The 22,240-nt window shown below is 38.0% G+C and carries 24 protein-coding genes; 12 read left to right on the top strand and 12 right to left on the bottom strand.

The window, feature by feature from the left end; genetic code table 11:
- Positions 1–215 precede the first annotated feature (215 nt).
- From lacA to lacD, 4 genes are read left to right on the top strand one after another with little or no spacing between them, the layout of a single operon-like run.
- A complete protein-coding gene (gene lacA / locus TZ94_RS05200) occupies positions 216–641 on the top strand; it encodes a galactose-6-phosphate isomerase subunit LacA (protein ID WP_000029280.1) in 426 nt (141 codons plus the stop codon).
- Positions 642–671: 30 nt separating this feature from the next.
- The gene (gene lacB / locus TZ94_RS05195; RefSeq protein WP_001216925.1) at positions 672–1,187 is read left to right on the top strand and encodes a galactose-6-phosphate isomerase subunit LacB; all 516 of its coding nucleotides are present in this window, start codon (positions 672–674) and stop codon (positions 1,185–1,187) included.
- Between the two features lie 10 nt (positions 1,188–1,197).
- Positions 1,198–2,127 carry a tagatose-6-phosphate kinase gene (locus tag TZ94_RS05190; RefSeq protein WP_045614936.1) on the top strand — a complete coding sequence of 310 codons (930 nt, stop codon included), beginning with the start codon at positions 1,198–1,200 and terminating at the stop codon, positions 2,125–2,127.
- A 1-nt stretch (position 2,128) separates the two neighbouring features.
- Positions 2,129–3,109, top strand: coding sequence for a tagatose-bisphosphate aldolase (gene lacD / locus TZ94_RS05185; protein ID WP_045614935.1), 981 nt, complete (start codon positions 2,129–2,131; stop codon positions 3,107–3,109).
- Between the two features lie 56 nt (positions 3,110–3,165).
- On the opposite strand, the gene TZ94_RS05180 is transcribed toward lacD, so the two are convergent.
- The 4 genes from TZ94_RS05180 to nrdH all read right to left on the bottom strand — a co-directional run bounded on the left by TZ94_RS05180 (position 3,166) and on the right by nrdH (position 7,613).
- Positions 3,166–3,933: a DeoR/GlpR family DNA-binding transcription regulator gene (locus tag TZ94_RS05180; RefSeq protein WP_045614932.1), complete on the bottom strand. Its 768-nt coding sequence runs from the start codon at positions 3,931–3,933 to the stop codon at positions 3,166–3,168.
- Between the two features lie 131 nt (positions 3,934–4,064).
- Complete coding sequence (nrdF, locus tag TZ94_RS05175) at positions 4,065–5,027, bottom strand: class 1b ribonucleoside-diphosphate reductase subunit beta (RefSeq protein WP_006151169.1); 963 nt, start codon at positions 5,025–5,027, stop codon at positions 4,065–4,067.
- A 138-nt stretch (positions 5,028–5,165) separates the two neighbouring features.
- A complete protein-coding gene (gene nrdE, locus TZ94_RS05170; RefSeq protein ID WP_045614929.1) occupies positions 5,166–7,325 on the bottom strand; it encodes a class 1b ribonucleoside-diphosphate reductase subunit alpha in 2,160 nt (719 codons plus the stop codon).
- A gap of 69 nt (positions 7,326–7,394) precedes the next feature.
- Positions 7,395–7,613 (bottom strand): glutaredoxin-like protein NrdH, encoded by a 219-nt coding sequence (gene nrdH, locus TZ94_RS05165; protein ID WP_006151154.1) that lies wholly within the window; start codon positions 7,611–7,613, stop codon positions 7,395–7,397.
- A 361-nt stretch (positions 7,614–7,974) separates the two neighbouring features.
- Here nrdH and TZ94_RS05160 point away from each other — a divergent pair, with 361 nt between their 5' ends.
- The 3 genes from TZ94_RS05160 to udk all read left to right on the top strand — a co-directional run bounded on the left by TZ94_RS05160 (position 7,975) and on the right by udk (position 10,735).
- On the top strand, positions 7,975–8,238 hold the full coding sequence (locus TZ94_RS05160; RefSeq protein ID WP_000146952.1) for a phosphocarrier protein HPr: 264 nt from the start codon (positions 7,975–7,977) through the stop codon (positions 8,236–8,238).
- 4 nt (positions 8,239–8,242) lie between these two features.
- On the top strand, positions 8,243–9,976 hold the full coding sequence (ptsP, locus tag TZ94_RS05155) for a phosphoenolpyruvate--protein phosphotransferase (protein ID WP_045614925.1): 1,734 nt from the start codon (positions 8,243–8,245) through the stop codon (positions 9,974–9,976).
- Positions 9,977–10,096: 120 nt separating this feature from the next.
- Positions 10,097–10,735, top strand: a complete 639-nt coding sequence (udk, locus tag TZ94_RS05150; protein ID WP_006151141.1) for a uridine kinase — start codon at positions 10,097–10,099, stop codon at positions 10,733–10,735.
- Positions 10,736–10,770: 35 nt separating this feature from the next.
- Here udk and TZ94_RS05145 read toward each other — a convergent pair whose 3' ends face one another.
- The 3 genes from TZ94_RS05145 to TZ94_RS05135 are packed head-to-tail and all read right to left on the bottom strand — an operon-like array spanning position 10,771 to position 12,570.
- Positions 10,771–11,334, bottom strand: coding sequence for an ECF transporter S component (locus tag TZ94_RS05145; RefSeq protein ID WP_045614921.1), 564 nt, complete (start codon positions 11,332–11,334; stop codon positions 10,771–10,773).
- Positions 11,318–11,869: a phosphopantothenoylcysteine decarboxylase gene (coaC, locus tag TZ94_RS05140; RefSeq protein WP_045614917.1), complete on the bottom strand. Its 552-nt coding sequence runs from the start codon at positions 11,867–11,869 to the stop codon at positions 11,318–11,320. The genes TZ94_RS05145 and coaC overlap by 17 nt, the downstream gene beginning before the upstream one ends.
- Before the next feature lie 14 nt (positions 11,870–11,883).
- Positions 11,884–12,570, bottom strand: a complete 687-nt coding sequence (locus tag TZ94_RS05135) for a phosphopantothenate--cysteine ligase (RefSeq protein ID WP_045614914.1) — start codon at positions 12,568–12,570, stop codon at positions 11,884–11,886.
- 231 nt (positions 12,571–12,801) lie between these two features.
- On the opposite strand from TZ94_RS05135, the gene TZ94_RS05130 reads away from it, so the two are divergent.
- Positions 12,802–14,472, top strand: a complete 1,671-nt coding sequence (locus tag TZ94_RS05130) for a formate--tetrahydrofolate ligase (protein ID WP_045614911.1) — start codon at positions 12,802–12,804, stop codon at positions 14,470–14,472.
- Positions 14,473–14,555: 83 nt separating this feature from the next.
- Here TZ94_RS05130 and lysS read toward each other — a convergent pair whose 3' ends face one another.
- The 5 genes from lysS to TZ94_RS05105 form a co-directional block, all read right to left on the bottom strand.
- A complete protein-coding gene (gene lysS / locus TZ94_RS05125; RefSeq protein ID WP_045614909.1) occupies positions 14,556–16,046 on the bottom strand; it encodes a lysine--tRNA ligase in 1,491 nt (496 codons plus the stop codon).
- A gap of 140 nt (positions 16,047–16,186) precedes the next feature.
- Positions 16,187–16,810: a histidine phosphatase family protein gene (locus tag TZ94_RS05120; RefSeq protein WP_045614907.1), complete on the bottom strand. Its 624-nt coding sequence runs from the start codon at positions 16,808–16,810 to the stop codon at positions 16,187–16,189.
- The gene (locus tag TZ94_RS05115) at positions 16,807–17,292 is read right to left on the bottom strand and encodes an aminoacyl-tRNA deacylase (RefSeq protein ID WP_045614904.1); all 486 of its coding nucleotides are present in this window, start codon (positions 17,290–17,292) and stop codon (positions 16,807–16,809) included. Before TZ94_RS05115 ends, TZ94_RS05120 begins: the two co-directional genes overlap by 4 nt.
- On the bottom strand, positions 17,292–18,134 hold the full coding sequence (locus TZ94_RS05110) for a DUF368 domain-containing protein (RefSeq protein WP_045614902.1): 843 nt from the start codon (positions 18,132–18,134) through the stop codon (positions 17,292–17,294). The genes TZ94_RS05115 and TZ94_RS05110 overlap by 1 nt, the downstream gene beginning before the upstream one ends.
- Before the next feature lie 105 nt (positions 18,135–18,239).
- Positions 18,240–19,040 (bottom strand): glycoside hydrolase family 25 protein, encoded by an 801-nt coding sequence (locus TZ94_RS05105; RefSeq protein WP_045614900.1) that lies wholly within the window; start codon positions 19,038–19,040, stop codon positions 18,240–18,242.
- A gap of 157 nt (positions 19,041–19,197) precedes the next feature.
- On the opposite strand from TZ94_RS05105, the gene glmU reads away from it, so the two are divergent.
- From glmU to TZ94_RS05085, 4 genes are read left to right on the top strand one after another with little or no spacing between them, the layout of a single operon-like run.
- Entirely contained in the window at positions 19,198–20,577 is a 1,380-nt protein-coding gene (gene glmU, locus TZ94_RS05100; RefSeq protein WP_045614898.1) for a bifunctional UDP-N-acetylglucosamine diphosphorylase/glucosamine-1-phosphate N-acetyltransferase GlmU, read from the top strand.
- A gap of 9 nt (positions 20,578–20,586) precedes the next feature.
- Positions 20,587–21,132, top strand: a complete 546-nt coding sequence (locus TZ94_RS05095) for an NUDIX hydrolase (protein ID WP_045614896.1) — start codon at positions 20,587–20,589, stop codon at positions 21,130–21,132.
- An 11-nt stretch (positions 21,133–21,143) separates the two neighbouring features.
- Positions 21,144–21,455: a cell wall synthase accessory phosphoprotein MacP gene (gene macP, locus TZ94_RS05090; protein WP_045614892.1), complete on the top strand. Its 312-nt coding sequence runs from the start codon at positions 21,144–21,146 to the stop codon at positions 21,453–21,455.
- A 10-nt stretch (positions 21,456–21,465) separates the two neighbouring features.
- The gene (locus tag TZ94_RS05085; protein ID WP_045614891.1) at positions 21,466–22,161 is read left to right on the top strand and encodes a 5'-methylthioadenosine/adenosylhomocysteine nucleosidase; all 696 of its coding nucleotides are present in this window, start codon (positions 21,466–21,468) and stop codon (positions 22,159–22,161) included.
- Positions 22,162–22,240: the final 79 nt, after the last annotated feature.

The following is a 22,240-nucleotide window of genomic DNA, read 5'->3' as shown; positions in this document are numbered from 1 at the left end:
TAATAGTAGTATATTATGTTTATAAAGAACAATTTGTGTTTATTTTAACAAAGTGACTGTTCTAGTTTTTCTATGAAGAAAACTTATTAAGAACGGAATACGGTCTTCGTTCTTAATTAAAATTATTGTCAACAAAACTACTGGTAGCTTTTTGAGGATGAAGATATCTGAATTCAAAAGTTTACTGGTCTATTATTAAAAAAGGAGTATACAATATGTCTATTGTTATTGGTGCAGATGCTGCAGGTTTAAGATTGAAAGAAGTTGTTAAAGACTTCCTGGAAAAAGAAAACTTCCACGTGGTGGATGTTACTGCTGAAGGTCAAGACTTCGTTGACGTAACTCTTGCAGTTGCAGAAGAAGTTAAAAAAGAGGAACAAAATCTTGGTATTGTTATTGATGCTTACGGTGCTGGTCCATTCATGGTTGCTACTAAAATCAAAGGAATGGTTGCTGCAGAAGTATCTGACGAACGTTCAGCTTATATGACTCGTGGCCACAACAACTCACGTATGATTACTATGGGTGCTCAACTCGTTGGTGATGAATTGGCTAAAAACATTGCTAAAGGCTTTGTAAACGGTAAGTACGACGGCGGTCGTCACCAAATCCGTGTCGACATGTTGAACAAAATGTGCTAATTTTTATAACGAAAGAAAGGTAAGATAATAATGAGAATTGCAATTGGATGTGACCACATCGTAACTAATGAAAAAATGGCGGTTTCAGAATTTTTGAAATCAAAAGGACATGAAGTCATTGACTTTGGCACATATGACCATGCACGTACACACTACCCAATCTTTGGTAAAAAAGTTGGTGAAGCAGTAGTTAGTGGTCAAGCTGACCTTGGTGTATGTATCTGTGGTACAGGTGTAGGTATTAATAATGCTGTTAACAAAGTTCCAGGTGTTCGTTCTGCCTTGGTTCGTGATATGACAACAGCTCTTTATGCAAAAGAACAATTGAATGCTAACGTTATCGGATTTGGTGGTAAAATCACTGGTGAATTGCTCATGTGTGATATCATTGAAGCTTTCATCAATGCAGAATATAAGCCATCTGAAGAAAACAAAAAATTGATCGCTAAAATCCAACACGTTGAAACTCATAACGATCACCAAACTGATGCTAACTTCTTTACAGAATTCCTTGAAAAATGGGATCGCGGTGAATACCACGACTAAGAGGTGACTCATGATTTTAACAGTCACAATGAACCCATCCATTGATATATCCTATCCTTTGGATGAATTGAAAATTGACACTGTCAACCGTGTTGTCGATGTTACGAAAACAGCTGGTGGTAAAGGTCTAAATGTTACACGAGTTCTATCAGAATTTGGTGATTCTGTAGTCGCAACTGGACTTGTTGGTGGTAAACTAGGTGATTTTCTAGTTGAAAATATTGACGATAAAGTCACCAAGCGTTTCTTCTCTATCCAAGGTGAAACACGTAACTGTATCGCTATTCTTCACGGTGATAATCAAACTGAAATTCTTGAAAAAGGTCCTGAGGTTCAAGAAAAAGAAGGACAAGATTTCTTGGCTTACTTCAAAGAACTTCTTAATACTGTAGAAGTTGTAGCTATTTCAGGTAGTCTACCAGCTGGACTCCCAGTGGATTATTATGCTAGTCTAGTTGAACTTGCTAACCAAGCTGGTAAACCTGTTGTCTTGGACTGTTCAGGAGCTGCACTTCAGGCGGTTCTTGAATCTCCACATAAACCAACGGTTATCAAACCAAATAATGAAGAATTGTCTCAACTTTTAGGAAGAGAAATTTCTAAAGACTTGGATGAATTAAAAGGAGTCCTTCAAGAACCACTATTTGATGGAATCGAGTGGATTATCGTTTCCTTAGGTGCTAATGGTGCCTTTGCAAAACACGGAGACACTTTCTATAAAGTGGATATTCCAAAAATTCAAGTTGTAAACCCAGTTGGTTCTGGCGATTCTACAGTGGCAGGTATTGCTTCAGGTCTTTTCCATAAAGAATCTGATCAAGAATTGCTGACTAAGGCGAATGTCCTTGGTATGCTAAATGCTCAAGAAAAAATGACCGGTCATGTCAATATGGTTAACTATCAAGGCCTATATGACCAACTAGTAGTGAAAGAGGTATAAAATGGTTTTAACAGAAAATAAACGTGCATGTTTGGAAAAACTCTCTGATGAGAATGGTATCATCTCAGCTCTTGCTTTTGACCAACGTGGTGCTTTGAAACGCCTTATGGCTCAATACCAAACAGAAGAGCCAACAGTAGCTCAAATGGAAGAACTTAAAGTATTGGTAGCGGATGAATTGACAAAATACGCTTCATCAATGCTTCTTGACCCTGAGTATGGACTTCCTGCTACAAAAGCACTTGCTCCAAATGCAGGTCTTCTCCTTGCTTATGAAAAAACTGGATACGACACAACAAGCACAAAACGTTTGCCAGACTGCTTGGATGTTTGGTCTGCAAAACGTATCAAAGAACAAGGTGCAGATGCTGTTAAGTTCTTGCTTTACTACGATGTAGATAGCTCTGACGAACTCAACCAACAAAAACAAGCCTACATTGAACGTATTGGTTCTGAGTGTGTGGCTGAAGACATTCCATTCTTCCTTGAAATCTTGGCTTACGATGAAAAGATTGCTGATGCAGGTTCTGCAGAATACGCTAAAGTGAAACCACACAAGGTTATCGGTGCGATGAAAGTCTTCTCAGACCCACGTTTCAACATCGATGTTTTGAAAGTAGAAGTTCCAGTTAACGTGAAATACGTTGAAGGATTCGGTGATGGAGAAATCGTTCATACACGTGAAGAAGCAGCAGCATTCTTCAAAGCACAAGACGAAGCAACTAACCTTCCTTACATCTACTTGAGTGCAGGTGTATCCGCTAAACTCTTCCAAGAGACACTTGTCTTTGCCCACGAATCAGGTGCAAACTTCAATGGAGTTCTTTGTGGACGTGCAACATGGGCTGGATCAGTTGAAGCTTACATCAAAGATGGTGAAGCAGCGGCACGCGAATGGCTTCGTACAACTGGTTTTGAAAACATCGATGAACTCAATAAAGTACTTCAAAAAACAGCTACTTCATGGACTGAACGCGTATAAGATTATCTTCGAAAGCATTTTAGAAATAAAAAAAGTCTCACCAATGGTGAGACTTTTTAAGGTGTTGATTTAATAATTTTTGTTTGTTTGGATAAAGCTTTTAGGTTTTCATCGCTAAGTTTTGAATCGGAGATAATGGTATCGATATCTGCAATATTATAAAAGGTGTAAAAATCAAATTTATCAAATTTACTATGGTCAGCAAGAAGAATCTTCTTATTAGCATTATTTAATGCTAGTTTTTGAACGTCACCTTCATCTTCACTAAAAGTAGCAATCGCATGATCTTTTATACCATTACAACTAACAAAAGCTTTAGAAAATTGAAGACTTTCGATGTCTTGGAGAGTCAAAGTACCAACAAAAGCGCCAGTGATTTCTCGATAATTTCCACCAATTAGAATTAAATCTGTGAGTTTTCGTTCATTCAAGATAATGAAAACAGGTAGGCTATTGGTAACCACACGAATATTATCAATTGGAAGTTCACGAGCAAAGAACTCAAGAGTAGTTCCAGGACCAATGAAAATGGTTTCTCTTTCTTCAACTAAATGTCCAGCAAAGCGAGCAATCTCTTGCTTTTCGGCGATTTGCAAGCCTTGTTTTTCGATATTAGAGCGTTCGTTTGCTAATAGGGAGCCTGAACGAAGCTTTTCAGCACCTCCGTGCACTCGAACAAGTAAATCCTTGTCAGCTAGCTCTTGTAGATAACGCCGAGCTGTCATATCTGAGATATCTAAACGACTCATAATTTCTTTGACAGTGATTGTTCCTTTGGTATTGACAATATCTAAAATCAAATCAAGTTTTTCTTGTTTTAGCATTGAATCACCCCCTGTATCTAATATCATTTTATCATATTTTAAACACTGAAGCAACTTAAAGGAAACAAAAATAAACAAAAACAAAAGAACATCTTAGTCCAAAACAAACAGAGATGTTCTTTTTTAAAAAATTAATCTAATCCGTAGTTATAATCATCGTCTTGCATGGCTTCGACTTCACCAAGTAGATATCCGTTACCAACTTGAGAGAAGAAGTCGTGGTTGGATGTACCAGTTGAAATTCCATTCATAACAATTGGGTTTACATCGTCAGCTGAGTCAGGGAAGAGAGGGTCTTGCCCCAGATTCATAAGAGCTTTGTTTGCGTTGTAACGTAGGAAGGTTTTAACTTCTTCAGTCCATCCAACACCATCATAAAGGCTTTCGGTATAACCTTCTTCATTTTCATACAGTGTGTAGAGAAGGTCGTACATCCAATCCTTTAATTTTTCTTGCTCTTCTTCAGGTAATTCGTTGAAACCAAGTTGGAATTTATAACCGATATAAGTACCGTGAACAGACTCATCACGAATGATCAACTTAATGATTTCAGCAACGTTAGCCAATTTGTTATTACCAAGGTAGTAGAGTGGTGTAAAGAAACCAGAATAGAAGAGGAAGGTTTCAAGGAATACACTGGCTACTTTCTTTTCCAGAGGAGTACCATTGAGGTAAATTTCATTGATGATTTGTGCTTTTTTCTGAAGATATGGATTCGTATCAGTCCACTCAAAAATTTCTTCAATTTCAGATTTGGTATTTAAAGTTGAAAAGATTGAAGAATAAGACTTAGCGTGAACAGATTCCATAAATTGGATATTGTTAAAAACAGCTTCTTCGTGAGGAGTACGGATATCAGCACGGAGCGCATTTACCCCAGTTTCAGATTGCATGGTATCCAAAAGTGTCAAACCACCAAAGACTTTTCCTACCAAGTCTTTTTCCTGATTTGATAACTTTCTCCAGTCATCTAAGTCATTAGATAAAGGAATACGAGTATCTAACCAAAATTGTTCGGTTAGTTTTTCCCATGTTGATTTATCGATGACATCTTCGATGGCATTCCAGTTAATGGCTTTGTAGTAAGTTTCCATTACAAATCTCTTTCTTTTGATTTAATTAAATAAAATGATGATGAATCTTGTATCATTTTAGGTTTGGTCTACCGCACAAAAAGTCGGTAACTCGACTTTTTGTTATTACCTAATAGTATAGATGTTCTAAGTAAGTCCTTAAATTACACAGCTTTCACATTGGTTAGCACCAACTTCACCGCCGTCATCTGTATAGGTACGAACGTAGTAGATAGACTTGATTCCCTTGTTAAAGGCGTAGTTACGAAGGATAGACAAGTCACGTGTTGTTTGTTTGTTTTCTGACTTCCATTCGTAAAGTCCTGTTGGGATATCACTGCGCATAAAGAGAGTGAGAGAAAGTCCTTGGTCTACGTGCTCAGTAGCCGCAGCATAAACATCAATGACTTTACGCATATCCATGTCATAAGCAGAAGTGTAGTAAGGAATCGTTTCAGTTGACAATCCTGCAGCAGGATAATAGATCTTACCGATTTTCTTCTCTTGGCGTTCTTCAATACGTTGAGTGATTGGGTGGATAGAAGCAGAAACATCGTTGATGTAGCTGATAGAACCATTTGGTGCTACAGCAAGACGGTTTTGGTGGTAAAGCCCATCTGCTTTAACTTTATCACGAAGTACAGCCCAATCAGCTGCAGATGGGATAAAGATACCTTCAAAGAGTTCTTTAACACGATCAGATTTTGGTACAAACTCACCACTTGTGTACTTATCAAAGTAGCTTCCGTTCGCGTAGTCTGATTTTTCAAAGTTGTGGAAGGTAACACCACGTTCACGCGCAATATTATTTGATTCTACCAAAGTCCAGTAGTTCAATAGCATGAAGTAGATGCTTGTGAATTCAACAGACTCAGGTGATCCGTATTCGATTAATTGTTGAGCAAGATAGCTGTGAAGTCCCATAGCTCCAAGTCCAAATGTATGAGCTTGGCTGTTTCCGTGGTCGATTGTAGGAACAGCGACGATGTGAGAACTATCTGTAACGAAAGTCAAAGCACGTACCATAGCTCGGATAGAACGACCGAAGTCAGGTGAAGTCATCATGTTGACCACGTTTGTTGAACCAAGGTTACATGAAACGTCAGTACCCATTTTAAGGAATTCTTGCGCATCATTGATAAGACTTGGTTCTTGGACTTGAAGAATCTCTGAACACAAGTTACTCATGATGATCTTACCATCGACAGGATTAGCGCGGTTAGCTGTATCGATGTTGACAACGTAAGGATAGCCAGATTCTTGTTGTAGTTTAGAAATTTCAGTTTCCAAATCACGCGCCTTGATCTTTATCTTACGAATGTTTGGATTTGCAACTAGCTCATCGTATTTTTCAGTGATATCGATATAGTTGAAAGGTACGCCATACTCTTTTTCTACAGAATATGGGCTAAATAGGTACATTTCTTCATTCTTACGAGCCAATTCGTAGAATTTATCTGGTACCACAACACCAAGAGAAAGAGTCTTGACACGAACTTTTTCATCAGCATTTTCTTTCTTAGTAGAAAGGAAAGCGATAATGTCTGGGTGGAAGACGTTAAGGTAAACAACCCCAGCACCTTGACGTTGACCAAGTTGGTTTGAGTAAGAGAAGCTGTCTTCGAAGAGTTTCATAACTGGTACGACACCAGAGGCAGCACCTTCATAGCCTTTAATAGGAGATCCAGCTTCACGAAGGTTGCTAAGTGAAATCCCTACACCACCACCAATACGTGAAAGTTGAAGAGCCGAGTTGATAGAACGTCCAATAGAGTTCATATCATCTGTAACCTGGATCAAGAAACATGATACCAATTCACCACGACGTGCACGCCCTGCATTTAAGAAGGAAGGTGTAGCTGGTTGGTAGCGTTGGTGGATGATTTCGTTTGCAATATCAATAGCAATCGCTTCATCTCCATCAGCAAAGTAAAGAGCGTTAAAGAAGACACGGTCTTCCATGCTTTCAAGATAGTATTCACCATCGTTAGTTTTTAAAGCATACTGGTTGTAAAACTTGTATGCAGCCATGAATGACTTGAATTGGAAGTCTTGGTCTTTAATAAATTGATAGAGCTCTTCCAAAAATTCAGGACGATATTTTTGGATAAAGGCTGTTTCGATGTAGTCGTGTTTGATAAGGTAATCAATTTTATCAGTGATAGAATTAAATACCATAGAATTTGGTACAACGTTCTCTTTAAAGAAAGCATCCAAAGCTTCTTTATCTTTGTGGAGCATAATTTGTCCATTAACAGGACGGTTGATTTCATTGTTTAGACGGAAGTATGTTACATCCTCAAGTTGTTTTAATCCCATAAAATTCCCTTTATTTCATTACAAAAGAAAGGCTTCTAAGATTTACATAGAAGCTTTTAATCCTGATACTTAAGCAAGTTTTTTAAGTTTTGCTGGTTGGAAACCAGAGAAAACTTCAGTTGGTGTTTGAATGATAGGAGCAGCGCTGAAGCCTAGCTCTTTAACTTGTTCGATATATTCAGGTTGTTCATCAAGATTGATTTCGCGATAAGCGATGTTGTTACTATCTAAGAAACGTTTGGTCATTTTACATTGAACACAATTATTTTTAGAATAAACGGTTACCATTCTGTAACTCCTCTTTCAAAAATTTAATTACTTCTTAAGTATATCAGAAAAAAAATCTTTGTCAACGAAGAAAAACTAAATATTGTAGAATTTTTTTAGATGATAGATATCAAAACACAATATGTAGTGATTGTAAAAAATAAAATCCATAAATAACAGCGTTTTCTAAATGTTAAAACTATAAAAAACTACATGATGTATTTTGATATATAAAATAGAAGATTTTCAGCAAGTTATCTGAAAGGAAAAAGAAGAAATCCCATAAAATACTTGAAAAAAATCCCAGAAGATGATATAATACCAAATTGTAAGGGTTATCACATATAACTCAAAAAAGAAAGAACAAAAGGAGAGTCAAACTATGGCTTCTAAAGATTTCCACGTAGTGGCAGAAACAGGTATTCACGCACGTCCAGCAACATTGTTGGTACAAACTGCTAGCAAATTTGCTTCAGATATTACTCTTGAATACAAAGGTAAATCAGTTAACCTTAAATCAATCATGGGTGTTATGAGTCTTGGTGTTGGTCAAGGCGCTGATGTTACAATTACTGCTGAAGGTGCAGACGCTGATGACGCTATCGCTGCTATTTCAGAAACAATGGAAAAAGAAGGATTGGCATAAGGAAATGACAGAAATGCTTAAAGGAATTGCGGCATCTGATGGTGTTGCTGTTGCAAAAGCATATCTACTCGTTCAACCGGATTTATCTTTCGAAACTATTACTGTCGAAGATACAAATGCAGAAGAGGCTCGTTTGGATGTTGCTCTTGAAGCTTCTCAAAACGAGCTTTCTCTTATCCGTGAGAAAGCTGTAGGTACGCTTGGTGAAGAAGCAGCGCAAGTATTTGACGCTCACTTGATGGTTCTTGCTGACCCTGAATTGATTGGTCAAATCAAAGAAACTATCCGCGCTAAGAAAGTAAATGCAGAAGCAGGTCTTAAAGAAGTTACAGACATGTTTATCACTATCTTCGAAGGAATGGAAGACAATCCATACATGCAAGAACGTGCAGCGGATATTCGCGACGTTACAAAACGTGTTTTGGCAAATCTTCTTGGTAAGAAATTACCAAACCCAGCTTCTATTAATGAAGAAGTAATCGTGATTGCACATGACTTGACTCCATCTGATACTGCTCAATTGGACAAAAACTTTGTAAAAGCTTTTGTAACAAACATTGGTGGACGTACAAGTCACTCAGCTATCATGGCTCGTACACTTGAAATTGCTGCTGTTTTAGGTACAAACAACATTACTGAACTTGTAAAAGACGGCGACATTTTGGCAGTTTCAGGTATTACTGGTGAAGTTGTAATTAACCCAAGTGAAGAACAAATTGCAGAATTCAAAGCAGCTGGTGAAGCTTACGCTAAACAAAAAGCTGAATGGGCTCTTTTGAAAGACGCTAAAACAGTTACTGCTGATGGAAAACACTTTGAGTTGGCTGCCAACATTGGTACACCTAAAGACGTTGAAGGTGTGAATGATAATGGTGCAGAAGCTGTTGGTCTTTACCGTACAGAATTCTTGTACATGGATTCACAAGACTTCCCAACAGAAGATGACCAATACGAAGCCTACAAAGCAGTTCTTGAAGGTATGAATGGTAAACCTGTTGTCGTTCGTACAATGGATATCGGTGGGGATAAAGAACTTCCTTACTTCGATCTTCCTAAAGAAATGAACCCATTCTTGGGTTACCGTGCTTTGCGTATCTCTATTTCTGAAACTGGTAACCAAATGTTCCGTACACAATTGCGTGCCTTGCTTCGTGCATCTGTTCACGGTAAATTGCGTATCATGTTCCCAATGGTTGCTTTGTTGAAAGAGTTCCGTACTGCTAAAGGTATTCTTGAAGAAGAAAAAGCAAAATTGGTTGCTGAAGGCGTTGCTGTTGCAGATGATATCCAAGTTGGTATCATGATTGAAATCCCAGCTGCTGCGATGCTAGCGGATCAATTTGCCAAAGAAGTTGATTTCTTCTCAATTGGTACAAACGACCTTATCCAATACACAATGGCTGCTGACCGTATGAACGAACAAGTTTCATACCTTTACCAACCATATAACCCATCAATCCTTCGTTTGATCAATAACGTGATCAAAGCAGCTCACGCTGAAGGTAAATGGGCTGGTATGTGTGGTGAAATGGCTGGTGACCAAACTGCCGTTCCACTTCTTGTCGGAATGGGCTTGGATGAGTTCTCAATGTCAGCGACATCTGTACTTCGTACACGTAGCTTGATGAAAAAACTTGACACAGCTAAGATGCAAGAATATGCTAACCGTGCTCTTACTGAATGTTCAACAATGGAAGAAGTTCTTGAACTTTCAAAAGAATACGTTAACTTCGATTAATCATTATAAACCTTGTAACTTTGGTTGCAAGGTTTTTTGTTCTATTATATAGAAAACTCTGTCTGTAAAATTTCCAAAAATTATGGTAAAATAGACAACGGAAAATACAAGGAGGCAACTATGCAAAATAGACCAATCATTATCGGAGTAACAGGAGGTTCTGGAGGAGGAAAAACAAGTGTTTCTAAAGCAATTTTATCTCATTTTCCCAACGAAAAAATTGCTATGATCGAACACGATTCCTACTATAAAGACCAATCTCATCTAACTTTTGAAGAACGAATCAAGACTAACTATGATCATCCTTTTGCTTTTGATACTGACTTGATGATTGAGCAAATTAAGGAATTGTTGGCGGGGCGTCCTGTTGATATTCCTACCTATGATTATGCTGCCCATACAAGAAGCTCGAAAACCTATCGTCAAGAACCTCAGGATGTCTTTATTGTAGAAGGAATTTTGGTTTTAGAAGATAAACGTCTTCGTGATTTGATGGATATAAAGATTTTTGTGGACACAGATGATGATGTTCGTATCATACGTCGTATTAAACGCGATATGGAAGAGCGTGGTCGTAGTTTAGACAGCGTCATTGATCAATACCTTGGAGTCGTAAAACCTATGTATCATCAGTTTATCGAACCTACAAAACGTTACGCTGATATTGTAATTCCTGAAGGAGTAACTAATACTGTAGCGATTGACTTGTTGACAACAAAAATTGAGAAGATTTTAGAAGAGGCTCGTTTAGCCCAGTAATAAATAAAAAAAGACTGTATCTATTGATACAGTTTTTATTGTTTTATTTTTTCAAGTCTTGGAACGATAATGAGGGTCAAGAGAGCAGAGATGATTAATTCTGCGATCGAATTTGTGGAGATAACAGTCGCTAATAGTTTTTGAATATTTCCATCAAAAACATTACCAAAGAGGAAGAAGATACCACCTAAAACAAATACTGTATTTGTCAGCGATCCAAGTGCACCTGCGAAGATGAGTCCGGCTTTTCCCTTTAGCAGTTTATAAACGAAATAAGGTGTCAAACCGATCAAGATACGTGGGACAATTGCAATCACAACTGAATATAGGTTACCATTAGGTACAAAAGGTGAGAAGAGATAGCTGGTTGGAAGAATTGTGAGAGTATTTACAGTCAAGCTAATCATTCCCATTAAGAAACCTAATGTTGCGCCAATTCTTGGTCCATAGATAATACTTGCAATAATTACTGGAATGTGGACGATAGTTGGTTTAATAGGAAAGGGCAGCACGTTAAATAGGATTGAGCTCAGTAAATGAATAACAATCATACTGGCAAAAAAGATAGCGATTGGTGCAATATTAGAGCGTTTGTTCATGAAGTTTATCCTTTATTTGTTGTAAAATGGTTTCAAGGTTAGCGAGAGCACCTCGGCCGATATCTCCGCAGGCGAGTAGAGAATCTTTAGGAGAAATAATTGTATAGCCGAAACTCTCTAAGATTTTTAGGTTAGCTTGAGTCGCTGGATGGTCGTACATTTTTGTATTCATAGCAGGAGCTAATAATTTTGGTACAAAATGTGGCAAAGCAAGGGCGGTAGTGGTCACCATATTGTCCGCTAAGCCATGAGCTAATTTAGCGATTGTATTAGCTGTTGCAGGCACGACAATAAACAAGTCTGTTTCTTTTCCTATTTGAATGTGATTTACCTGATCTGGGAAGGGTTCTTGCATAACATCAAGGTGTACAGTATTTTGAGATAGAACTTGTAAAGTTAATGGTTGAATAAATGCTGTAGCAGCCTGGGTCATCAGAACAGTTACTGAATGTCCCTGCTTTTTCAAAGAACTTACTAGATCAACTGCCTTGTATGCAGCAATGGATCCTGTAATAGCGAGTGTAATACGGGCCATATTATTCCTTTCTTTTACTCATAACTCTGGATTTTCTTGAGGAGAAAATCCGCAATTTCTTGTTTTCTAGTAGCAGTTTGGAAGCTAGATTTTTCAACTAGATATGCGATATGTTGTTCAGCATTGATCTGTGTGAGATCATTAGCAACAATGATATCCGCTTTGTTTTTTTCAAGACTTTCTCGAGCAATTTGAATCAAGTATTCTTGACTGACATCAACTAATAATTTAAATCCAATCAGATGAATTGAAGGATTCCACTCTTTGACAAGTGAAATGATTTTAGGATTTTTCTTGAGAAATAGTACCTGTACGTCTTTCTTGGATGAGATTTTAGTTTCTTGATTTTTCTTATCTAAAAGTTCTGTTAAATCTTGACTAGATTGAACTTCATCGAGACCAGTCATATAAACTGGAGTGTAGTCTGATACTGCCATAGAATGAATTAAAACCTGGAAATCCACAATCTTATCTTTCATCGATTGCAGTAAATCAGCTGTGTTTTTAATTTCAATGATGGTAAGATTTGAATGGCTAGCTGGCTTCACTGCTTGAGGAGTAGTGATCAAACAAATCTCATGACCAGCTTTTAGAAGAGTTTCAGTAATAATCTTACCTAGTCTACCAGAAGAGTGGTTGGTTATTGAACGAACACTATCAATTGCTTCGCTAGTACCACCAGAAGTAATTAAAATTTTCATAGAACTATTGTACAAAAAAATGAGCAGTAAGTAAAATGAAAGCGATAAAATAAGCTTAAGGATATCACATTAAACCATAGTTAAAACCTATAAAGGCATATAAAAATTTAGATAGAATGTGATAAAGTCCCTAGTAAAGGGATATTTACGAACGTTAACAAACATTACGACTGATAAAAATCTTGTTTTATGATATAATGAATTAACACATTAGATGTAGAGGAGTTTGTTATGAAAACAGATATTGAAATCGCACAGAGTATCGAGCTAAAACCAATCGTTGATGTTGTAGAGAAACTTGGTATTTCTTACGACGATTTGGAATTGTACGGAAAGTACAAGGCTAAGCTTAGCTTTGATAAAATCCGTGCAGTTGAGAGCAATCCTGTAGGAAAATTGATCCTGGTAACAGCCATCAATCCAACACCAGCAGGAGAAGGGAAATCGACTATCACTATCGGGCTTGCAGACGCCTTGAATAAGATTGGTAAGAAAACCATGATTGCTATCCGCGAACCTTCTCTTGGACCTGTTATGGGTATCAAGGGCGGTGCTGCTGGTGGTGGTTATGCACAAGTTTTACCAATGGAAGATATCAACCTTCACTTTACTGGTGATATGCATGCTATTACAACTGCAAACAATGCTCTTTCTGCCCTGATTGACAATCACTTGCATCAAGGGAATGAGCTAGGTATCGACCAACGTCGTATTCTCTGGAAACGCGTAGTGGACTTGAATGATCGTGCTCTTCGTCACGTGACAGTTGGACTTGGTGGTCCTCTTAACGGTATTCCGCGTGAAGATGGTTTTGACATCACTGTTGCTTCAGAAATCATGGCCATCCTTTGCTTGGCAACTGATATTGAAGATTTAAAACGTCGTTTAGCCAATATCGTTATCGGTTACCGTTATGATCGTACACCTGTTTCAGTAGGTGATCTACAGGTTGAAGGTGCCTTGGCATTGATTTTGAAAGACGCTATCAAACCGAACTTGGTTCAAACCATCTATGGAACACCTGCCTTTGTACATGGTGGCCCATTTGCCAATATCGCACACGGATGTAACTCTGTCTTGGCTACAACTACAGCCCTTCATTTAGCAGATTACACAGTAACAGAAGCAGGTTTTGGTGCAGACCTTGGTGCAGAGAAATTCCTTGATATCAAAACTCCAAACTTGCCAACTGCGCCAGATGCAGTAGTTATCGTTGCAACCCTTCGTGCTCTTAAGATGAATGGTGGAGTTGCTAAGGATGCCTTGACAGAAGAAAATGTAGAAGCAGTTCGTGAAGGATTTGCAAACTTGAAACGTCACGTTGAAAATATCCGTAAGTTTGGTATTCCAGCAGTTGTTGCTATTAACGAATTTGTATCTGATACAGAAGCAGAAATCGCAGCTTTAAAAGAACTTTGTGCTTCCATTGATGTTCCGGTTGAGTTAGCTAGCGTATGGGCTGATGGAGCAGAAGGTGGAGTGGCTCTAGCTGAAACTCTTGTCAAGACAATTGACGAACACCCAGCTAACTATAAACGTTTGTATGATAATGACCTTTCAGTTCAAGAAAAGATTGAAAAGATTGTTACTGAAATCTATCGTGGTAGCAAAGTAAACTTCGAGAAGAAAGCTCAAACTCAAATCGCACAAATCGTACAAAACGGTTGGGACAAATTGCCAATCTGTATGGCGAAAACTCAATACAGTTTCTCAGACAATCCAAATGCGCTTGGTGCACCTGAAAACTTTGAAATTACTATTCGTGAATTGGTACCGAAACTTGGCGCAGGCTTTATCGTTGCTCTTACTGGTGACGTTATGACTATGCCTGGACTTCCAAAACGACCAGCTGCTCTCAATATGGATGTTGAAAGCGATGGAACAGTTCTCGGTTTATTCTAAGTAAACAAAAAAGACAACCTTCAAATGTAAGGTTGTCTTTCTAGTTATTTAAAACTCCTAGAAATTTTCTAGGAGTTTTATTGTTATTTCATAGTTGGGAAGAGCAATACATCACGGATAGTAGTAGTATCTGTGAGGAGCATGCAGAGACGGTCGATACCGATTCCCAAACCACCTGTTGGTGGCATACCGTATTCAAGGGCTTCGATGTAATCGTAGTCAATGCCTGTTGCTTCATCATCACCAAGTTCTTTGGCTTTAGCTTGAGCTTCGAATCGGCTGAGCTGGTCGATCGGGTCATTCAGCTCAGTAAAGGCATTACCGTATTCTTTAGTCATGATGAAGAGCTCGAAACGATCTGTAAAGCGCTCATCTTCTGGGTTTTTCTTAGCAAGTGGTGATACAGCTACTGGGTGACCGTATACAAATGTTGGTTGAATCAATGTTTCTTCAACAAATTCTTCAAAGAAGGCATTGATGATGTGACCAACTTCTGTGTAGTGTTTTTCAACTGGAACTTTCTTTTCAGCTGCGATAGCTTTAGCTTCTTCAAAAGTCATATCTTTCCAGAAATCAACACCTGTAATTTCCTTGATTGCATCAACCATGTGTACACGTTTAAATGGTTCGTTGATCTTGATTTCAGTTCCTTGATAGATAACTGGACCATCACCTTTAACAGCTTTAGCTACGTGTTGGATAATTCCTTCAGTCAAGTCCATGATATCGTGGAAGTCTGCATAAGCTTGGTAAACCTCGATAGAAGTAAACTCAGGGTTATGTGTAGCATCCATTCCTTCGTTACGGAAGATACGACCAATTTCATACACACGTTCCATACCACCAACGATAAGGCGTTTCAAGTGAAGCTCAGTCGCGATACGAAGTACCATGTCAATGTTTTGTGCATTGTGGTGTGTGATGAATGGGCGAGCAGCAGCACCACCAGCTTCGTTGTGAAGAACTGGTGTTTCCACTTCAAGGAATCCTTTTTGGTCTAGGTAACGACGGATTTCAGAGATGATTTTTGAACGAGTGACAAAACGCTCAAAGCTTTCGCGATTAGAAATCAAATCAAGGTAACGTTTACGGTAGATTGTTTCAACGTCAGTTAGTCCATGGAATTTCTCTGGAAGGGGACGAAGGGCTTTAGACAAGTGTGTGATGTGAGTAGCTTTGATAGAGAGCTCTCCCATATCTGTACGCATCACTTCACCTTCAACACCAAGGAAGTCACCGAGGTCAGCTTTCTTAAAGATTTCGTAGTTTTCTTCACCGACAGCATCTTTACGAACGTAGATTTGAATTTGGCCTTCGCGGTCTTGAAGGTGAGCAAAACCGACTTTACCTTTCCCACGTTTTGTGACTAAACGTCCAGCAATAGTAGCAGTCTCGTTTAATTCGTGTAGTTGTTCTTTATCAAGGTCAGCAAATTTATCTTTTAGTTCTTGAGAGTTAGCAGTACGTTCAAAACGTTTACCGAAAGGATCAATTCCTTGTTCACGGAGCGCAGCCATTTTTTCACGGCGAACGATCTGCTGATCATTCAATTCTTCCATATGTTCTGTTGACATGGGGTCCTCCTAATTTTTAATCAAATTTTGAAATATTAAATCAATTTTTCACGATACTCCCATTTTATCATAAATAGTCAAGAAATTCACGGATATTCTATAAAAACTAAAAAGAACTTGACGCAGTAAATCAAGTTCAATTAATTTTTCTGATAGGAAGTATCATTCCAAGTCTTAAGATTAAATTTTTCGAAGTCGTCAGTCTCTATAATTGTTAGACTTGCATTGGCCAAACCACCATTTTTTCGAAGATGCGCTTCATTAAATCCTAAAAGTGTTCGAAGACTTGCAGTGAGATTTGCTCCGTGGCCTACCAGTAAGAGTTGTTCTACCTTAGTGTTTTTCAAAGATTTAATAAATTGAATGGTGCGCTGAGTTGTGCTGTAGAGTGATTCAGCTTCAAACATACTCGTATCAAACTTAGCTAAGTTCGTTTTAAAGGCTTGAATTTGCTGCGGATAGATTGCATTTAAAGTAGCAATTTTTAACCCTTCTAGTTTTCCAAGGTGCCATTCTCTTAGTTCAGGTACACTTTCTAGCGGGCACGGGTTTGTTAGCTGACTTTGGATAATTTCAGCAGATTTTACAGCCCTTGGTAAATCACTTGAATAAATTTTATCGAATGAAACATCTTTAAGATATTGACCGAGTTCCTTTAAGGTCTCAATGGACTCAGGAAGAAGTGGAGAATCTCCACCTGCACCTTGAAAGCGACCTTCTAGATTCCAGACTGTTCGACCGTGACGGACAAAGTAAAGTTTCATGATTTGCTTTCCTCCAAAATATCTACAAAGTTCGCTTTAACAAAGGATGCTAGATCTTGAGGATTGATAATGATACTGTGACCAACTTCCCCCGAGGAAACAATCATTTCATTCAGTTGAAGAGCAGTTTGGTCGATAAAGATAGGGTAGTTGTGTTTTTGACGGATACCGACAGGGTTATTTGCACCATGAATATATCCAGTTGTTTTTTCTAAATCCTTTTGCGGAATCATACTCACTTTTTTGTTACCGGAAATCTTTGCTAATTTCTTTTCAGAAAGATGTTCAGTAATAGGAATAATCCCAATAACTGGACCAGTCTTGTCCCCTAAAAGAGCTAGTGTTTTAAAAATGTGATTTCTCTCATACTCAGAAGGAAGCTCTCCTTCTAAAGCATTGATTTGAATCCCTTGGTGTTCAACACCTGCCTTAGCTAATATTTGCTCGACTAAGGTCTTCTTTACTTTAGTTTTTTTTGCCATTATTTGTACTTATCCTCCAATTGACTCATCCAGATCCCTAACCAAATGCCAAGGGCGAAGAAGAAGGCGATGATGACATAGGAAACAAGAGATAAGCCGCTATAGCTGATGCTCTCAGCATTACCAGCGTTTGGAATCAAAATCAGGAGAGTGCTTGAAAGGACGATCCCAATGATAAAGTGATAGACACGAGAGTGGTAGACACGAAGAGCATAATCCATTAATTTTGAGAAAATAATCAGAGTTGCTCCAGCTCCAATTGCAATTGGAAGAAAAGTTCCGATTAAATCAAAAGTCTTGAAACCGGTCAACATTGGACTATACAGTCCTAAAATTAAGAGAAGGTTTGAAGGACTTAATCCTGGGACTAAAACTCCTAAAGCAAGAAGGGCACCAGCTAAGATAAAGCTTGTAAAACTTGCATTTAGTGAACCTACTACAAAGTTTAAAGCATAAAGTCCAATCCCTGAAATGATGAAGGTTGCCCAAAACCAAATCATATCTATCTTATCTCTTTCGGAGTCCTTAGTAGCTTCCCTTACAAGGCTTGGGACAGTTCCAATAATGGCACCCGCAAAGCTCCATAATACATAAACCTGATAGTGTTCAAGGAGATATTCAATAGGATATGAAAATAGTCCAATACCTAGTAACATACCAATTGCAACTGGTAAAAAATAAAGAACATCTTCTTTAAAATTTTTAAATGGGTGAGCTAAGAATCGAATCATTCTCTCGTAAATACCCAAGATTGCTGCTAGAACACCACCAGAAATTCCTGGTAAAATAAAGCCTAACGCAATAACAATTCCTTTAATAATTTTTGAAATCCAAGATATCATAAACTCTCTCCGTATTTTTTCTCTAAAATTCTCTTCTTGTATTATATCACAAAGTAAGAGAAATAAAAAAGCAAGCAGAAGTAATATCTGACTTGCTAAATAAATTTAAGGTTTTAAGAATAATTTTCTAAACGTCTCTTCCTTATCTTTTGATAAAGAAATAAGATTTAGGTCTAGATGGTGTTCAAACCCTACTATTTTTCCTTTTGAGGTATATTGGTGAAGGTCGAAGTCAAGTTCTGTATTTGGTGAACTTTCAAAGTAACCTGAGTCAAGTCCATAAGAAGGAATCCAAATAGCAGAAAATTTATCTGTACTGATGCTATGTTCTTGCATGAAGTAAACACCAATATAGATACCGATGTTTTTAGCACCAAGTGATTCTAGTTTAGCACGGAAAGCTTCAACCCCTTTGTTCATATCAGACATGGTTTTTTCTTCGACATCTAACCAATAGTAACTTGGGTTGTACGGCGAAGCTGAATTATAAAATGATTCAGCCGCTTTTTCCATATCCTCTACACTTTTACCAGATATATAGGCATAGACAGCAACTGGAACATTTCTCTTTTGAAACTCAGCGATATGACTTTTATAAGCTTTATCAATACCGTTTGTATAAGATGCATCGTTCTCAGTGGTGATCTGATTTCCTCCGTGGACTCGAACAATGACACCAGATATATTTTGAGATAAAATATCATAATTAATTTCTGATGGTCTCTGCCAACCAGAGATATCGATGATAGGCTTATCCAAGTTATGTAGAGCTTGTGTTTCTATTTGTACTGGATTTTGTTTAGTTTTTACAGGGTGTTCTTCAAACCGAGGCCGGTTGAGAAATAAGAGTCCTATAAAAACAGCAAATATAGTAACTATAAAAGCTGGATGAATTTTTTTTCTCATACCTCTATAGTTTATCGTAAATAATGAAAAAAATCAAAATATTTACTCAAAATTGAGTAATGACAGTCTTTTGAGTGGTATTGAGTTCATCAAATTTGTGTACCATGAACTAAAATGTGGTATAATAATAAAGAATTTCTATAGAAAAGAGAAAAATATGGCAAATTATGCAATTATTTTAGCAGCGGGTAAGGGTACCCGTATGAAATCAGATTTACCGAAGGTTATGCACAAGGTTGCGGGAATTTCAATGCTTGAGCATGTTTTTCGTAGTGTAGGTGCAATTAACCCTGAAAAAACTGTTACAGTTGTTGGGCATAAGGCAGAGCTAGTTGAACAAGTTTTAGCCGGACAAACTGATTTTGTGAGACAGTCTGAGCAATTGGGAACTGGTCATGCAGTAATGATGGCTGAGCCAATTCTTGAAGGTCTTTCTGGACAAACATTGGTTATCGCTGGAGATACACCTTTAATCACTGGTGAAAGTCTAAAGAACTTGATTGATTTCCATGTAAACCACAAGAATGTAGCAACAATCTTAACTGCAGAAGCTGACGACCCATTTGGTTATGGACGTATTGTTCGTAATGACAACGCTGAAGTGCTCCGTATTGTTGAACAAAAAGACGCGACTGACTTTGAGAAACAAATCAAAGAAATCAATACAGGAACTTATGTTTTTGATAATGCTCGTCTTTTTGAGGCACTTAAGAATATCAATACTAACAATGCTCAAGGTGAATATTATATCACAGATGTGATTGGTATTTTCCGTGAAGCTGGTGAGAAGGTGGGAGCTTATACTCTGAAAGACTTTGATGAAAGTCTCGGTGTAAATGACCGTGTCGCACTTGCTACAGCAGAAGCTGTAATGCGTCGTCGTATTAACCAAGCACACATGGTCAATGGGGTAAGTTTTGTAAATCCAGATGCGACTTATATTGATGTGGATGTTGAGATTGCTCCAGATGTTCAAATTGAAGCGAATGTAACCCTCAAAGGTTCTAGTAAGATTGGTTCAGAGACTGTTTTGACAAATGGAACATATATTGTTGATAGTACTATTGGATCAGGTGCAGTAATTACCAACTCTATGATTGAGGAAAGCACAGTTGCTGATGGAGTTACAGTTGGACCTTACGCTCATATTCGTCCTGGATCTAGCTTAGCTAAGGATGTTCATATCGGAAACTTTGTTGAGGTGAAAGGTTCTTCTATTGGCGAAAATACCAAAGCGGGTCATTTGACTTACATTGGAAACTGTGAAGTTGGAAGTGATGTTAACTTCGGTGCTGGAACCATCACTGTGAACTACGATGGTCAACACAAGTTTAAAACTGTCATCGGTAACAATGTCTTTGTCGGATCTAATTCAACGATTATCGCTCCGGTAGAACTAGGGGATAACTCTCTTGTTGGTGCAGGTTCAACAATTACTAAAGATGTGCCTGCTGACGCTATTGCCATAGGACGAGGTCGTCAAGTTAATAAGGACGAATATGCAACTCGTCTCCCTCACCATCCTAAAAAAAAATAGGAGCTAACCATGGAATTTGAAGAGAAGACGATTAGTCGAAAAGAAATCTATAAAGGTCCTATTTTCCAATTGGTTCAAGACCAGGTTGAACTGCCTTCAGGAAAAGGGACGGCTCAACGCGATTTGATTTTCCATAACGGTGCAGTATGTGTTCTTGCAGTTACTCCAGAAAATAAGATTGTTCTAGTCAAGCAATATCGCAAGGCGATTGAAAAAGTTTCTATTGAAATTCCTGCAGGAAAACTAGAAATTGGAGAAAACGCTGATCCTGAAGCAGCAGCCCTTCGTGAATTGGAAGAAGAAGCTGCCTACACTGGAAAACTGACTCTTTTGTATGATTTCTATTCTGCTATTGGTTTCTGTAATGAGCGATTAAAACTTTATTTGGCAAGTGATTTGTCAAAAGTTAAAAATCCACGTCCACAGGATGAAGATGAAACTTTAGAATTACTTGAAGTTAGTCTTGAAGAAACTAAACAACTGATCCAGTCTGGTGATATCTGTGATGCTAAGACTATCATGGCTATCCAGTATTGGGAATTACAAGAAAAATAGAGGAGGAACCCATGGGAAAACCTTTATTAACAGACGAAATCATTGAGCGTGCGAATCGAGGTGAAGATATCTCTGGTCCTGCTTTAGTAGATGATCAAGAAACGAAGATATTGTCAACTTCATCTCAATATGATGGATATTCACGTTCAAGTGACCATGGATTTAGTCAGGATACTTTAACGATTGAGGTTGAACCTCAAATCCATAAGAGTCGTCGAATCGAAAATACCAAGAGAAATGTCTTTAACTCTAAATTGAATAAGATTCTATTTGCTGTTATTCTTCTCTTGATTCTGCTAGTTTTAGCAATGAGATTTATTTAAGGGGAATGTCATGAAAATCGGTATTATAGCGGCTATGCCAGAAGAATTAGCCTACCTGATTCAACACCTGGAGAACGCTGGTCAAGAAAAGATTCTGGACAATACTTACCATACAGGAAAGATTGGAGCTGTTGATCTTGTACTTGTAGAGAGTGGTATTGGTAAAGTCATGTCTGCTATGAGTGTAGCAATCCTAGCCGACCACTTTAAAGTAGATGCTGTCATCAACACTGGTTCAGCTGGAGCTTTAGCAGAAGGGATCGAAGTCGGTGATGTAGTGATTGCTGATAAGCTAGCTTATCATGATGTTGATGTGACTGCTTTTGGGTATGAATACGGTCAAATGGCCCAACAACCACTCTATTTCGAATCTGACAAGAAGTTTGTCAGTATGATTCAAGAGAGTTTGTCTAAACTTAACCAAAAATGGCATTTAGGTTTGATTGCGACCGGTGATAGTTTTATTGCGGGTGAAGATAAGATTAAAGCTATAAAAGAACATTATCCTCAAGTTCTTGCTGTGGAGATGGAAGGAGCGGCTATCGCTCAAGCAGCTTACGCGCTTAATCTACCTTTCTTAGTTGTCCGTGCCATGAGTGATAATGCGAATCATGAAGCTTCTATTTCATTTGATGAATTTATCGTAGAAGCTGGACGTCGCTCAGCACAAGCCCTTCTAACTCTCCTAGAAACAATTCATAATTAAAATCTAAAGAACACTAGCAAGTGTTCTTTTTTATTGGAAATAGAAGCTTGTCTCAGTTAAAGTTATTTTTTGTCTTTTT

This window comes from Streptococcus infantis (assembly GCF_000960085.1).
In the GTDB taxonomy this organism is placed as follows: Bacteria; Bacillota; Bacilli; order Lactobacillales; family Streptococcaceae; genus Streptococcus; species Streptococcus infantis_C.
This window is presented reverse-complemented; position numbering and strand designations above follow the sequence as displayed.